At 69.7% G+C, this 12665-nt stretch carries 13 protein-coding genes; 4 read left to right on the top strand and 9 right to left on the bottom strand.

The window, feature by feature from the left end:
• Positions 1-5: 5 nt before the first annotated feature.
• Positions 6-1205 carry a PucR family transcriptional regulator gene (locus EIZ44_RS21225; RefSeq protein WP_134666801.1) on the bottom strand — a complete coding sequence of 400 codons (1200 nt, stop codon included), beginning with the start codon at positions 1203-1205 and terminating at the stop codon, positions 6-8.
• Between the two features lie 198 nt (positions 1206-1403).
• Here EIZ44_RS21225 and EIZ44_RS21220 point away from each other — a divergent pair, with 198 nt between their 5' ends.
• Positions 1404-2585, top strand: coding sequence for a PucR family transcriptional regulator (locus EIZ44_RS21220; RefSeq protein ID WP_134730675.1), 1182 nt, complete (start codon positions 1404-1406; stop codon positions 2583-2585).
• Between the two features lie 28 nt (positions 2586-2613).
• Here the strand turns inward: EIZ44_RS21220 and EIZ44_RS21215 are convergent, their stop codons facing one another.
• Genes EIZ44_RS21215 through EIZ44_RS21205 form a run of 3 tightly spaced genes read right to left on the bottom strand, consistent with a single transcriptional unit; the run spans position 2614 to position 4835 of the window.
• The gene (locus EIZ44_RS21215) at positions 2614-3087 is read right to left on the bottom strand and encodes a GtrA family protein (RefSeq protein ID WP_134730673.1); all 474 of its coding nucleotides are present in this window, start codon (positions 3085-3087) and stop codon (positions 2614-2616) included.
• 3 nt (positions 3088-3090) lie between these two features.
• A complete protein-coding gene (locus EIZ44_RS21210) occupies positions 3091-4275 on the bottom strand; it encodes a lipase family protein (protein ID WP_134730671.1) in 1185 nt (394 codons plus the stop codon).
• The gene (locus EIZ44_RS21205) at positions 4272-4835 is read right to left on the bottom strand and encodes a hypothetical protein (RefSeq protein ID WP_240691364.1); all 564 of its coding nucleotides are present in this window, start codon (positions 4833-4835) and stop codon (positions 4272-4274) included. Before EIZ44_RS21205 ends, EIZ44_RS21210 begins: the two co-directional genes overlap by 4 nt.
• Before the next feature lie 320 nt (positions 4836-5155).
• Between EIZ44_RS21205 and EIZ44_RS21200 the strand changes: the two genes are divergently transcribed.
• A complete protein-coding gene (locus EIZ44_RS21200) occupies positions 5156-6394 on the top strand; it encodes a DUF6801 domain-containing protein (protein WP_134730669.1) in 1239 nt (412 codons plus the stop codon).
• A 68-nt stretch (positions 6395-6462) separates the two neighbouring features.
• The gene (locus tag EIZ44_RS21195) at positions 6463-7542 is read left to right on the top strand and encodes a DUF6801 domain-containing protein (RefSeq protein WP_134730667.1); all 1080 of its coding nucleotides are present in this window, start codon (positions 6463-6465) and stop codon (positions 7540-7542) included.
• A 97-nt stretch (positions 7543-7639) separates the two neighbouring features.
• On the opposite strand, the gene EIZ44_RS21190 is transcribed toward EIZ44_RS21195, so the two are convergent.
• Positions 7640-8602: an MFS transporter gene (locus tag EIZ44_RS21190; RefSeq protein WP_134730665.1), complete on the bottom strand. Its 963-nt coding sequence runs from the start codon at positions 8600-8602 to the stop codon at positions 7640-7642.
• A 143-nt stretch (positions 8603-8745) separates the two neighbouring features.
• On the opposite strand from EIZ44_RS21190, the gene EIZ44_RS21185 reads away from it, so the two are divergent.
• A complete protein-coding gene (locus EIZ44_RS21185) occupies positions 8746-9690 on the top strand; it encodes a hypothetical protein (protein ID WP_134730663.1) in 945 nt (314 codons plus the stop codon).
• Positions 9691-9729: 39 nt separating this feature from the next.
• Here the strand turns inward: EIZ44_RS21185 and EIZ44_RS21180 are convergent, their stop codons facing one another.
• The 4 genes from EIZ44_RS21180 to EIZ44_RS21165 are packed head-to-tail and all read right to left on the bottom strand — an operon-like array spanning position 9730 to position 12588.
• On the bottom strand, positions 9730-10959 hold the full coding sequence (locus tag EIZ44_RS21180; protein ID WP_134730661.1) for an alpha/beta hydrolase: 1230 nt from the start codon (positions 10957-10959) through the stop codon (positions 9730-9732).
• Positions 10956-11201: a hypothetical protein gene (locus tag EIZ44_RS21175; RefSeq protein ID WP_037812696.1), complete on the bottom strand. Its 246-nt coding sequence runs from the start codon at positions 11199-11201 to the stop codon at positions 10956-10958. The genes EIZ44_RS21180 and EIZ44_RS21175 overlap by 4 nt, the downstream gene beginning before the upstream one ends.
• The gene (locus tag EIZ44_RS21170) at positions 11198-11818 is read right to left on the bottom strand and encodes a VOC family protein (RefSeq protein WP_037812693.1); all 621 of its coding nucleotides are present in this window, start codon (positions 11816-11818) and stop codon (positions 11198-11200) included. The genes EIZ44_RS21175 and EIZ44_RS21170 overlap by 4 nt, the downstream gene beginning before the upstream one ends.
• A gap of 23 nt (positions 11819-11841) precedes the next feature.
• The gene (locus EIZ44_RS21165; protein ID WP_037812690.1) at positions 11842-12588 is read right to left on the bottom strand and encodes a maleate cis-trans isomerase family protein; all 747 of its coding nucleotides are present in this window, start codon (positions 12586-12588) and stop codon (positions 11842-11844) included.
• Between the last annotated feature and the right edge of the window lie 77 nt (positions 12589-12665).

Below are 12665 nucleotides of genomic sequence, written 5' to 3'. Positions count from 1 at the left end.
GCGGGTTAGTTGTCCGTCGGACGGTGTGCCCGCATGAGGCGCTGGGCGCGCAGGGCCAATTGCATGCCGAGCCGGTCATCGGCGTCCTTGAGCCGGTCGCCGAACAGCTCCTCCAGCTGCCGCAGCCGGTTGCGGACCGTCTGCGGGTGCACGCCGAGGCGCTGCGCGATCTCCGGCGCCCCGCCCCGGGTTTCCAGCCAGGCCAGCAGGGTTTCGCTCAGCCGGTCGCGCTGCTTGGCGCTCAGCGAGGCGAACGGGTCGAGGCTCTGCCGGGCCAGTTCGGCGGCCAGGAAGTCCTCGGCGAGCAGCCAGAGCGTGGCCAGATGGTCGCGGCACCAGATGACCGGCCCGGGAGTCTCCGGTCCGGACAGCTGCAGTGCCCGGCGCGCGGTGCGCAACGCGGCTGGCGCGTCGGCCAGCGGCACGGTCGGCGACACCGCGGCCCGCCAGCCGCCGGGCATCGCCGCAAGCGGGGCCAGGTCGGCGTCCGGATCGACGGCGAGCAGATGCGGCTCCGGGCCGTCGAGGTCGGCGAGCACGCCGCCGCCGAGCAGTTCGGCCGGGAAGTCGCCGGCCTCGGGACCGCGCTCGAGGGCGACCATCGCGGCCGTTTCGGGCAGCGGCCAGCCCGCCCCGTTCGCCAGTTCGGCGATGCTGCTCGCCGCGCCTTCCGGGGCCTGGACGATCAGCTCCAGCAGCCGTCGCCGCCGGGCGGGCACGGCGCCCTCGGCGTCCGTTTGGGCCTGCTGGTAGCCGGCGATCGCGGTGGCGCACAGCTCGTCGACGTAGGCGAAGATCGCTTCCGCGCCGACCGAGATCACGGCCGGGTCGACGCCCGCGGCGACCACCGCGGGGTGCATCGCCCGCCACGCGACCCTGGCCCCGATCGTCGCGGTGTCCTGCAGCGCGTCGAGGTTGCGGCCCTCGCTGAACTCCATCGCGCCGCGGGCGCGGTAGAACGCGATCCACTGCTCGTGCGGCAGGTCCGGCGCGCCCATCGAGTCCACGCAGTGCAGCACCGCGTACTCGACGCTGCGGACCAGCACCTTCCCGAAAACCCCCTTGAGCGGCTGGCCGTAGGCCGGGACCGCGCGCTGGGTCTCCTGGATCATCGCGGCGGCGGCGTGCGCCGCGTGCGGGCGCAGGCACGCGCCGAGCGCGCGCGGCAGCGAGGCCAGCAGAGCGAAGCTGCGGTACTCGACCACGAATCCCCCTTCGAGGCGCTGGGACGGAGGGAGGTGAGCGTAGCTGAAAACGTGCGTCACTAAAAATGAACGATCGGCGCCCGAAAGAGCGACGCGAACCTGTCCTTTTGACACGGACGAGTGCGCGTTCTACGCTCCGTGCCGGCTGGTGCCGGTTATTCCTGAAACTTCAATTTCCGAGTGAGGGATTAAATCGCCATGCGCAGTTCCGCCGCTTCCGACGGCTCGGTGTGGGCGCGGATCCCGCGCCGGCTGGGCGACGCGGTGCGCCCGCGGATCCCGGAGATCGCCCGGGCGTGCGTCGACGCCGTCGCCGCCGAGATCCCGGAATATTCCGGTTGCTTCGGCCGCGAACCCGGGCGGGGCGCCGCGATCGAGCAGACCCGGCGGGGGATCGAGCGGGACATCGACCGCGTGGGCGCTCCCGCGATGTGGCAGAGCGACCGGCTCGCCGATTTCCGCGCGCACGGGCGGACGGCGTTCCACGAGGGGCTCAGCCGGGAGTCGGTGCAGGCCGCGGTGCGCGTCGCGAGCCGGGTCATGTGGCGCTGGATCGCCGAAATAGCCCAGGAAACCGGCCTGTCCGGCGACGTCGTCTACGGGATGGCCGAGGGCATGCTCGGCGACGTCGAGACGGCGATGACAGCGGTGGCGGAGGGCTACAGCGCGGCCGAAGCGGAGCTGTCCGGCGACGGCGAGCGGAACCGCCGCGTGCTCCGCGCGCTGCTCGGCGACCGGCAACGGACCGAAGAGGACAGTCCGGCCGGGCTGCCCGAGCGGGTCGCGGCGGTGGTGTTCCGCGCGGTCCCGGGAGCGCCCGGGCTTCCGCCGGACCTGCTGCCGGACCACGTCATCGCGGACCTGGCGGGCGATCCGCCCGCGGCGCTCACCGCCGCGCCGGACGCCGACTTGGCGGGACTCGCCGGACTGCCCGCGGGCTGGACCGCGGCGGTCGGCCCGCTGGTGCCGTCCGGCTCGGCGGCCGAGTCGTTCCGGGTCGCCCGCCGCGCGGCCGGCCTGGCGGCCCGGGGGTTGTTGGACGCGCCGGGCCCGGTGGTCTGGTGCCGCGACCACGTGCCCGCGCTGCTGCTGCTCGCGGACGAATTCCTGGCCGCGCAGCTGGCCGAGACGACGCTGGCCCCGCTCGCCGGGCTTCCGGAGAAACGGCGCGAGCACCTGGCGGAGACGCTGCTGGCGCTGGTCCGGACACGAGGCAGCGCCCCGGAGCTCGCGCGGATGCTGGACCTGCACCCGCAAACGATCCGCGCGCGGCTGAAAACGCTCGCGGAATTGTTCGGGAACCGATTGACCGACCCCGGCGAGCGGCTCCGGCTCGAGCTGGCGCTGCTGGCGGAACGGGCGCTCCCGGAGCGGGGCTGACGGGAGCGCCCGTTCCGCCGGGCGATATTTACGGAAGTTTAGCGACCAGCTCGCCGTCGATCTCCTTCGGACGAGCCGGTCGCGGAAAGACCCACCGCCGGTAACCGAACCAGCGGAACGCCGTGCCCGCCGCCGTGCCCAGGATCATCCCCGCGACGAAGTCCGCGATTTCCTGTGCCAGATACCCGATATGCGGCTCTTCGAGCCGAAGCACGTACCGCGATACCAGCAGTGGCACGAGATTCACCGCGACCGCACCGGCATTGACCGCGAAGAACAGCGTCGCCTCTCGCAGCCGTCCGTGGCCGCCTCTGTCCACGAACGACCATTGACGGGACAGGAAGTACGCGAAGGCCGTCGACGCGACCGTCGCGATCGCCAGTGCGGTCACCGGTTTCTCTTGCAGCACAGTGAGTTTGAGGCTGTAGTCGACCAGCACGGTGACCCCGTAGGCGGCCGCTCCGACGACGGCGAAGCGAAACAGCGCGCGCGGCTCGGGCATGGATCAGCAGTTCGACGTGGCCGGCTTGCCGGCGATCCGGTCCTTGATGAAGGACAGGACGTCGGCGTTGCCGGTGTAGACCAGCGTGATGTGGTCGGTGTCGTAGGTCTTCCAGGTTTCCTGGACGCCGGCGGCGCAGTACGTCTTGTGCAGGGCGTCGGCCTGCGCGAACTGCACCAGCTGGTCGCCGGTGGCGTGATACAGGAACAACGGGGCCTTCGGCGGGGTGGAGCCGAGCTTGTTCTCGGCCAGCCGAGCCGCCCACGCGGGCTGGATGTAGCCGGGACTCGTGGTGTAGTCGGCGATCTTCTGATTCGCGTACGTCGTCAGCAGCTCGAACGTGCACGCACTCTGCGTCATCTCGGCGAGCTTCGCGCGGCCGTTGTCGCTGAGGAACGAATCGAGTTTCAGCTCCGGGTAGGCCTGGTCGAGGCCGAGCAGGGCGTAGGCGAAGACGCCGAAACCGAACTTGCCGTCGAGTTGCAGCGTCACCTGGACCAGGTCGGCGGGCGCCCCGCCGGCGGCGATCCCGGCGAGATTCAACTCCGGCGCGTACGACGGTTGCAGTTCGCCCGCCCACACCGCCGCGCCGCCGCCCTGGGAGTAGCCGCGGAAGACCACCTTCGACGTGCTGGAGAGCCCGGCGGGCGCGAGCCGTTGTGCCGCGCGGACCGCGTCGATCACGGCCGGGCCTTCGGACCGCCCCACGACGTACGTCGTCTTGGGGGAGCTTTGGTAGCCCTCGTAATCCGGGACCGCGACGGCGTAGCCCGCGTCGAGCAGGTCGTCGAGGCCGGGTTGCTCGTAGAAAGCGCCCATGTCGATCATCTTCGACGGGGCGCAGGCGAAGGCCGGACCGTGCGTGCCGGGGGCGAACGCGACGACCGGCGCGCTGGCCCGGTCCGCGTTCTTCGGCACCAGCACGGTGCCGGTGACCGCGTCCGGCTTCCCGAGTGCGTTGGTGGACAAGTACATCACCTGCCAGGCATCGACAGACGCCTTGCGCGGCCCGGCCTTCGACGGCCGCCAGCGGATCACGTCGCCGGGTTTGCCCGCGGGCAGCGGGGAAGGCGGCGTGTAGAACGAGTCGTCGGGCGGGCCCGGGCTGGGCTCCGCCGCGGCGGCCGGGGCGAGCGCCGCGGCGAGGACGAGCGCGACCAGCGCGGCGAGCGCGCGGCGGGCGGTCACGAACTCGTCCCGTAAACGCGCTTGCAGGTGGGGGATTCGGCGAAGGCGAGGTTCAGCTCGGGGTTCGCCTTGAGGTCCTTGATCGGCCCCTCCGGGTCGGTGAGCTGGCCCATCGTCGCTTCGGCGGCGGCGATGGCCTGGTGCAGGCTCGCCTGGTCGTCGACCTTCGCCTGCTCCATCGCGGACTTCGTCGCGGCGATCTTGTTCGTGGTCTCGCTCAGGTTGGCGGCGGCTTTGTCCACTGCGGACTGTCCGTCCGGGACGGGCGGCACGCCCGCCGCGCGGAGACCGCTCGCCATGTCGCCGAGTGCCGAGCCCAGCCGGTCGAGGAAGGCGACCATCGCGTCCCGGGTCTTGCCGGGCGCGGCGCTGTCGGCGGCGGGCGGCTGCGAGAGCTTCGCCGAGCCCGCGGCCACGCTGGTGCACACCTTGTCGACCCACGCGAGCGCCGCGGGGTCGGCGTGCCGGCCGGTGTCGGCGGGCGCGGCCGAGGAGCAGGCGGCGCACGAGATGAGCACGGCGGCCGACGTCGCCAGCACCGCGCTGTGCATTCTGTTCATGGTTTTCGAGGCTACGCAGCACGGTCGCGGGCGGGCAAGAAAGGAATGCCTGATTGGCACGCGCGTAAACATTTCCGGATTCGGTTTTGTCACCCGCGTCAGCGCCCCGTTCGTGCGGCGGGCGCGGGGAAAGTCGCCTGCGCCTGCTAGGAAAACGGCCCGCACGGCGTGCCGGGATGACAATTTGCCGGACTGCCCGGGAGATTTACGCGCCAGCCCTTGATCGGCGCTCTCCTCGCTCGCTAGCTTGCTGACCGGTAGCGATTACCGTTTTACCGCTCCGCCTTTTCGTATCACTGTTGATACCCGGAAGGACCATCGTGAGTCACCCAAGAGGCAAGAAGAAGACGGTCGTGGCCGCCGCGGCCGCGGGCGCGGCGGGGCTCGTCGCCGCCGCGCTGGTGGTCGGGGCCCAGGCCAGTGCCGCCGACCCGATCTCGCTGACCCTGAACTACCACTGCACCTTCCCGCTGGTCGGATCGCAGTCGCTGAAGGTGGTGATCAACACCGATCTGCCGCCCGCGGTGAACGCCGGGCAGGCGACCGGGGCGTTCGACATCAAGGCCGTGTCCACGATCAACGCGGACACGGTCAGCGGACTTGGCCTGATCGGGGCCACGACCCTGGAAGGCAGCGCGACCGCGAGCGCGAAGGTGGCCGCACCCGGCCTCGACCTCCCGGTCAGCGTCCCGATCGCGCTGGACAAGACGAACATCCCGCCCTCGGGCGAGATGAACATCAACGCGACCGGCAAGACGCCGTCGCTCACGTTCACCCAGCCCGGCCAGGCGAAGATCACCGTGGGCGACCTCGCGCTCAAGGTCACCCCGCGCAAGGCGGACGGCTCGGTCACCGGGATCACCCCGGACGGCACCATCAACGCGCCGTGCACCCAGGACCCGGGCCAGAACAACACCCTCGCCACGATCACCATCAACGGCGGCGGCGGGACCTCGACCCCGCCGCCGACCTCGGACACGCCGCCCCCGACGTCCGACACGCCGCCGCCGACCTCGGCCACCCCGCCGCCGACGTCGGACACGCCGCCGCCCGGGGGCACCAAGTTCGTGTTCGGCATCGACGGGAAGACCGCGCTGAAAGCGCTCGGCAGCACCGCGCCGATCAAGGGCGGCTTCGACGCCGACGTGGACATCGCGGCCAAGAAGTTCACCGGCTCGCTGAAGCTCGACGCGACCAAGACCGACTTCAAGCTGCTCGGGTTCCTGCCGGGCAGCGCGGACGTCAAGGTCGTGCAGAACGGCACGCAGAGCGGCGAACTGGTCGGCACCGGGTTCAAGGCGCACATCAAGTTCGACGTCTTCCTGCCCACGGTCAACCTGTTCGGCTTCCCGATCAGCACCGACCCGAAGTGCGGCACGGTCAGCCCGTCGACCAGCGAGATGAGCACCGGCGACGGTTTCGACCTGCTCAAGGGCGGCAAGCTGACCGGGACCTACGCGCTGTCGGCGTTCCAGAACTGCGGTTCGTTCAACGACTGGATCAGCGCGTTCGCCAAGAGCGACGGCAACACGCTCGACCTGAACCTCGCCCGCCAGTAATCCGATCTGCCGGTCCCCGCCGCGCCGCGGCGGGGACCGGTGCCATGCCCTCGGAAAGGGGGAAACCCGTGCCGAAAGCCCGGTGGTTGCTCGCGGCGGGTCTCGCCTGCCTCGCCGTCGCCTGCCTGGCTTCTCCCTCGGCCGCGGCGACGCAGGTCGACAAGAAGCTGAGCTACACCTGCCCGTTTCCCCTGATCGGGGAACAGAAACTGGACGTCGAGGTGAAGGCGTCGTTCGACGTACCGTCCGCACCGGGCGGCACGCTCACGACCTCGGGTCTCGCCGTCTCGGTGATCGTTCCGGACAAGGCCACGCGCGGCTTGGCACTAGTCGGCGCAGCGAGCGTCGAAGGGACTGCCGCCGCAGAAGTAACGCTGGCCAACGGCTCCCTGACCCTCCCCGTGACCGTACCGCTCACCGTGGCGAAGACGACGCTGCCGCAGTCGGGTCCGTTCACCGCCCAAGCGACCGGCTCGGTACCGCCGATAGTGGTCCCGAACGCAGGCAAGACAACGGTCGCCCTCGGCGGCTTCAGCACCCGGCTGACCCCGAAGAAGGCCGACGGATCGTTCACCGGACTGGGCTCGTTCACCTCGGACTGCACACTCGACCCGGGACAGGATTCGGTACTGCTGAGCTTCGACGTCGGCACCACGCAGAGCGGCTACCACTACAGCCTCACCGGCACGACGACGGTGAAGGCATTGGGCACGACGGTGCCGCTCAACGGTTCTTTCGCCGTCACCACGCAGCCGTCTTTCAGCGACCGCCCGGCATTCGACCCGGCCCAAGCGGCGTTCAAGCTCTTCGGATTCGTGCCAGGAACTGCCGAACTGCGCTTCGCACCAGACGGCGAGCAAACCGGCTCGTTGGGCGACGGCGGTTTCGTCGCGCACACGAACCTCACGTTGGCGGTGCCGCAAGTGTCGCTGTTCGGCCTGCCCGTCGCGGACCAGAATTGCCGTACGAGCGCACCGATCCCGGTCGATTTGCGCACTGGCACCGGGTTCGCGTTGGCCGCCGGCGGCCCGGTGACTGGGACGTATGCGATCCCGCCGTTGACTGATTGCGGTGCCTTCACCGGGTACCTCAGTTCGTTGTTTCAGGGGGAAGGGAACGCTTTCGCTGTCGCGTTGACGGCACGGTAGGCCCCGGGGGATCGGGAAGCGGGGCGCGGTGCTCGCCTAGGCTGTCGGGCGAGCGCCGTGTTCCGGCTGCGCGCTCCGGTCGCCAGAAATGCGGCCGTCAGGCCGAAGCCCATGTTGCAGAAGCCTTCGGATCGGCCGAGCGCCGGGTCGTGGAGAAAGCACCAGGAAGCGGTGCCGTACAGCACTTCTCCGCTACGACGGCCAGCGCGATCGCGGCGACAGCGATAGCACCGCGATCGGCGAGCGCCCCGACCGGAAACAGCACGGCAGCCGCGGCGAGGAGGAGCGCACCGAGCCGGGCCGCCCTGGCCGCCGTCGGCACATCGGTCAACGCGATGGTGATCATCGATTCCGACAACGTCAGCACGCCGTTGGCGATCGTCAGCAGCACGAACCGCCGGTCCCGCACCACGTTCGCCCGGCCCGCACCCGGCTCGTCCGTCCGCGCCGGATCCGCTCGCTTCGGCGCGAGGGGCTTCCCGGCTGTCCGAACCAGCATCCCGGCGACCACGAAAGTCATTGCCTCGACGGCAAAACTGACCCGGAACGCGACAATCGACCCGAATCCCAGCACCAGCGCACCAAGGCTGAGGCCGACGACCATCGCGACATTGCTCAGCGACTTCACCACCGCTCGGTACGGCACCCGGTGTTCGGCATCGACGGCCCGCCCGATCAGCGCACCGATCACCGCCGCGCTGCCTCGGCCGCATGCCACCAGCACGCTCAGCAGAACAAGCGCCACCCAGCCCGGCACGACGGTGAAGCTCAAGGTGGCTATACCCATCAACCACACCAGCGCGGCGTAAACGGCATGTCCGTCGCGCCGATCGGCCAGCCATCCCGCCAGCGGCCCCGCCGCGATCCCCACCACCGCGGCGACGCTCATGCCCGCCCCGTAGACCGGCGGAGGCAGGCCGACGTAGCGGATCAGGTAGATCGCCAGCGCGGAGTAGGACAGGCCGGTGCCGAGGTAAAGGATCGCCATCGAGACCGCAAAGAACCGTTCCTTCTTCCCCCTGAGTTCATCCAGCGAGAGGGCATCCCGCAAAGACTTCATGGAGTGACCGTAGGGGCGGATGAGCAGCCTCAACGCCGCTTCGGCGAAGTTTCGCGGCCGACGAAGCAACGTACGCCGCTATATATCGTCCTAGGATATATGTGGACCATGGTGCGAAGCCGGCACGCAGCGGAGGCACGAGCATGATCGGCACCGAGACGAAGTACCGCGCCCTGGTCCGCGTCCTCCCGGCCTGGTACCGCGCCGACCGAGGCGACGAGATGGTCGGAGCCCTGCTTGACCTGCATGACGAGCAGGACCGCAAGGCGCTGTGGAGCGAACTGTGGGCGGTGCTGGCGCTGGGCGTACGCACCCGGTTGGCAGCCCGGGCAGCACCCGCCCGAACAGTCGCCCTCGGTGATCTCGTCCGGCAGGTCGCGCTCCTCGGCCTGCTCTGGGACGTGCTCAAATCGGCCTGCAACGTCAGCAACACGCTCTGGACGCTCCGCACCCTCTCGGGCCCCTACCCGAGCACCTTCCGCGCCGCGCTGACATCGGACCTGATCACCGAGCTCATCCCGCTGGCCGCCGCGCTGATCCCGCTCGTCCTGCTGGTCGACGGCTGGCGCCGCCTGGCGCGGGTCGCTGCCGTGACGATCCTGACCGCCGGCGCGATCTGGTTCCTGATCAAACATCCCAGCCCGGAAGCGGCCGCGTACTTCGCTCCGCAGTGGCTTCCGCTGGTGCTGTTGCTGCCAGCCTTCCACGCCGACGCCCCGCTGCCCCCGACGCGACCGTGGTGGTGGGCCATCGGCGGAAGCCTGCTCCTCGCTCCCGTCCTCGCGCTCAGGTTCGGGCTCCCGGGCGGCCTCGACCGGCTCACCGGGTTGTCCCCGCTCGTCTGGCTGTGCGCGATCGCCGGAACCGGATACCTGCTGCTCCGGCTCCGCTCCGAACCACGCCCGGCATGGACGTTCGCGCTGGCCCTGTGCATCGCGCTGGCGTTGGTCCAGAACCTGGTGCTGAAGAACGGCATCATCCCGTTCGACGAGATAGTGCTCGCGCAGGTTTGCTCAGCCGGGGTGATCGTGGTGGCATTGACCGTCGTGGGGATTCGCGATTACCGCAGGGTTGTGGTGAAGCGCTGAGGTCGGCGGAGTCCCTGCGGCACCGCGGTGAGCGCACCTTCACCCCGGAAACCGAGCCGAAAGCCATTCGCCGATCTCCGCCGCCGCCAGACTGGCCCCGGTAGGTTCGCCCGGCCGAAGCGGGCCGCCGAAATGGGTCCCCGGTACCTGACGATGCTCGACATCCTCAGCGCCCAACGCAGCGACCATCGCCTTCGCATCGTCAGGGAAACAAGCCGCGTCTCCGGTGAGTTCCACGAACAGCGACGGGGTCCGCACGCCCGGCGCGCAGCGCAGGAACGAGGCGTTGCTCGTGTTCGCCGACCAGGTCGACAGCCATGCTTCCGGGGTCACCAGCCGCGCGAAGCCGACCAAGCCGTAGTCGGTTAGGTCGGGGCGGCGGCCGAACAGGGAGCCGTACGGGCGCTCGTTCGGGTCCAGCGACAGGTCGACGAAGCGCAGGTCAGCGTCGGTGCGGTAGACAGTCAGGACTCGGGGTGCCAGGGACGCTCGGCGGTCCGCGGGGTCCTGGGTGGTCTTGAACCGGGCGCGGGCTTCGGTGGCGAGGGCGACGCGGGCGCGGGCTTCCGCGTCGATGCGGGCGATCCGGGCGGCTTGAGCTGTGCGGTAGCGCTCGATGAAGTCAGCGGAATAAGCCGAAGACGACGGGGGAGGGGCGAAACCGTTGGCGGCCGAGAACGGATCTAGCTCTGGGAGCACGGACAGCGGATCCGACTCGTCGGCAACTGACGGGTCGATCAGCCGTTGCAGCAGCGCACCTTGGCCGGGGTGCGGGGCGAGGAACACGGCACCGTCCGGGGCGGGCAGGTCTGCGGACGCCAGGTCGACCGGTCGGCCGGACGGGGCGGCGGTGAGTCGTCGTTCCGGCGGCAGTCCTGCTTGCTGGTGGTAGAACGCGAACAGGGTGCCGCCGCCGGAGTGGCCTAGCGTGACCCGGGCGGAGAATCCCTTATCCCGCAGGAAAACCTGACCGGCGGCAACGTCTAGCAGTGCCTGTTCGTGGATCAGGTTCAGGTCGTTGTTCGGCGAGCGCGTGCCTTGCGTCCACACCGCGAAACCCCGTGCCACCAGTTCCGGGACGAGCACGTGGTGGGTCGTGTCCATCCGCGGATGCATGATCGACACGACGGTGTCGGCACCGGGCAGTGCGCGCAGCACGCCGGAGACTTTCGCGCCGTCTAATGTGGTCAGCTCGTGGGCGGAAGTGACGGTGCCAGAAGGGATTTCGGCGGTCTCAATGTACCGTCCAGCGCCGAGTCGCGCGGTCATCGTGCTTCCAGCCGCAGCGCGTCCTTGTCCCACTGCGTGATTTTCGCGTCCAGCAGGCCCGCGATGCTGCTGTACCAGACAGCGTGCCGACAGCCGGTGGCGCGGCGATCGATCACGATCGGACCCGGGGCGCTGACTTTGAAATACGCGCCGACCCGGTCGACGGTGACGGTGTCGGCTTGGGCCGCGACCGCCACGATCGGCTGGTTTTCGGGGACATCCAACAAGAACACGGCAGTCATCGCGCGGGCACCTCCGCCGCCGAAGACCGCTCGACGATGAGCTCCGCCTTGCGGACCAGCAGTGCGTCCATCGACGGCGCCGGACCGGACACGACGTCGAGGAGGGCGTCGATGGTGAGGTTCGCGTCGAGGTCTTCCTGCGGGGTCACCGGACGCAGCGCCCGGGTGATCTCGACCATGTATCCGTTGGGGTCGTGCGTGTAGATCGACTCGATGGTCTCGTGCTGGATCTGCATTTCGACCGGCCACTCGCTCGCGTCGAGCCGGCGGCGGTACTCCAGGAGGTGCTCCTCGCTGTCCACGTGGATCGCGAGGTGGCGCGAGCGGATGAAGAAGAGCGGCACGTCTTCGGCGAACTTCGCGTACACGTCGCCTTGCGGGCCGCCGTCGAACTGGTCCAGCCCGAAGTAGTAGAAGAACGCGAGCCGGTCGTTGTTGCCGATGTCGAAGAAGAAGTGGATGAAATCCGGATGCTGCTCCGGGCCCCAGCCCGCGGCGCAGATCGAGTGCACCACGGGGAAACCCAGGGTGTCCCGGTAGAAGCGGACCGTCCCGGCCGGGTCGAACGTGGGGAAGGCGACGTGGTCGACGCCCTTCACCAGGTGTGTTTCGGACATGCTGGTTCTCCTTTCCGGCGGTATCAGACAGTGGCGCGGGCGCGCAGGAGACTGCCCGCGCCGTCGATCGAGACGTCGAGGCCGAGGCTGCGCAAAATGCTGTACGCGCCGGCGGTCGCGGCGGAGAGCACGGGAATCCCGAACTCCTGCTCGGCGGGCTCGATCAGGCTGAGCGAGGGCATCTGCACGCAGCAGCTGAGCACCAGAGCGTCCACATCGGACAGATCAAGCGACCGCGCGGCCGCCATCACCCGTTCGCCGGGGATGCAGCCGACCTCGTTGTTGTCGGACACTTCCAGCGCCCGCCAGCCGGCGATCTCGAACCCCTCGGCCTCGAGATAGTCCACGACCTGCTGGGCGAGCGGCTTCAGATACGGCGTCACCAAGGCGACCCGCCGGGCGCCGAGTGCGCGCAGACCTTCCGTCAGCGCACCGGCGCTGGACCGGACCAGGGCCTCGGACCCGCCGGTGGCGAGCTGTTCGGCGACGGCGGACTCGACCCGCCGGTGCTCGCCCGGGCCGCCGACCATGACGGCCACCAGGCACGCGTACAGGATCACCTCCGGCGAAGCGTCCGCGATCTCCATGACGCATCGCTCGCGCTGGGCGTTCATCGCCGCGAGGCCCGCCGGCGACACGGTGTGCATGCGCATCCGCGTCGAGTGGAACGAGAACTCCGCGGAGGGGTGCCTCGCGAGGAGGGCCGGCATCTCGGTCTCGACGGTGACGTTGCTGCTCGGTACGACGAGCCCGATCCGGTGGGTGCTCATGCGGGTCCCTTCACTTCCTTGCGTCTACGACGAGTATTCGACGCTCATGTAAAACAGTCAAGTCGTCCGCGCAGGCA

Source organism: Amycolatopsis nivea, assembly GCF_004522235.1.
Classification (GTDB): domain Bacteria; phylum Actinomycetota; class Actinomycetes; order Mycobacteriales; family Pseudonocardiaceae; genus Amycolatopsis; species Amycolatopsis nivea.
Note: the sequence above shows the minus strand (reverse complement) of the source record. Positions and strands in the feature narration are given on the sequence as shown.

Bases quoted from the DNA above. Each gene is read 5' to 3' on its own strand.
- EIZ44_RS21205 (WP_240691364.1), bottom strand. From the start codon at position 4,835: ATGAACAGAATGCACAGCGCGGTGCTGGCGACGTCGGCCGCCGTGCTC.
- EIZ44_RS21190 (WP_134730665.1), bottom strand. From the start codon at position 8,602: ATGAAGTCTTTGCGGGATGCCCTCTCGCTGGATGAACTCAGGGGGAAG.
- EIZ44_RS21175 (WP_037812696.1), bottom strand. From the start codon at position 11,201: ATGACTGCCGTGTTCTTGTTGGATGTCCCCGAAAACCAGCCGATCGTG.
- EIZ44_RS21170 (WP_037812693.1), bottom strand. From the start codon at position 11,818: ATGTCCGAAACACACCTGGTGAAGGGCGTCGACCACGTCGCCTTCCCC.
- EIZ44_RS21215 (WP_134730673.1), bottom strand. From the start codon at position 3,087: ATGCCCGAGCCGCGCGCGCTGTTTCGCTTCGCCGTCGTCGGAGCGGCC.
- EIZ44_RS21165 (WP_037812690.1), bottom strand. From the start codon at position 12,588: ATGAGCACCCACCGGATCGGGCTCGTCGTACCGAGCAGCAACGTCACC.
- EIZ44_RS21180 (WP_134730661.1), bottom strand. From the start codon at position 10,959: ATGACCGCGCGACTCGGCGCTGGACGGTACATTGAGACCGCCGAAATC.
- EIZ44_RS21220 (WP_134730675.1), top strand. From the start codon at position 1,404: ATGCGCAGTTCCGCCGCTTCCGACGGCTCGGTGTGGGCGCGGATCCCG.
- EIZ44_RS21185 (WP_134730663.1), top strand. From the start codon at position 8,746: ATGATCGGCACCGAGACGAAGTACCGCGCCCTGGTCCGCGTCCTCCCG.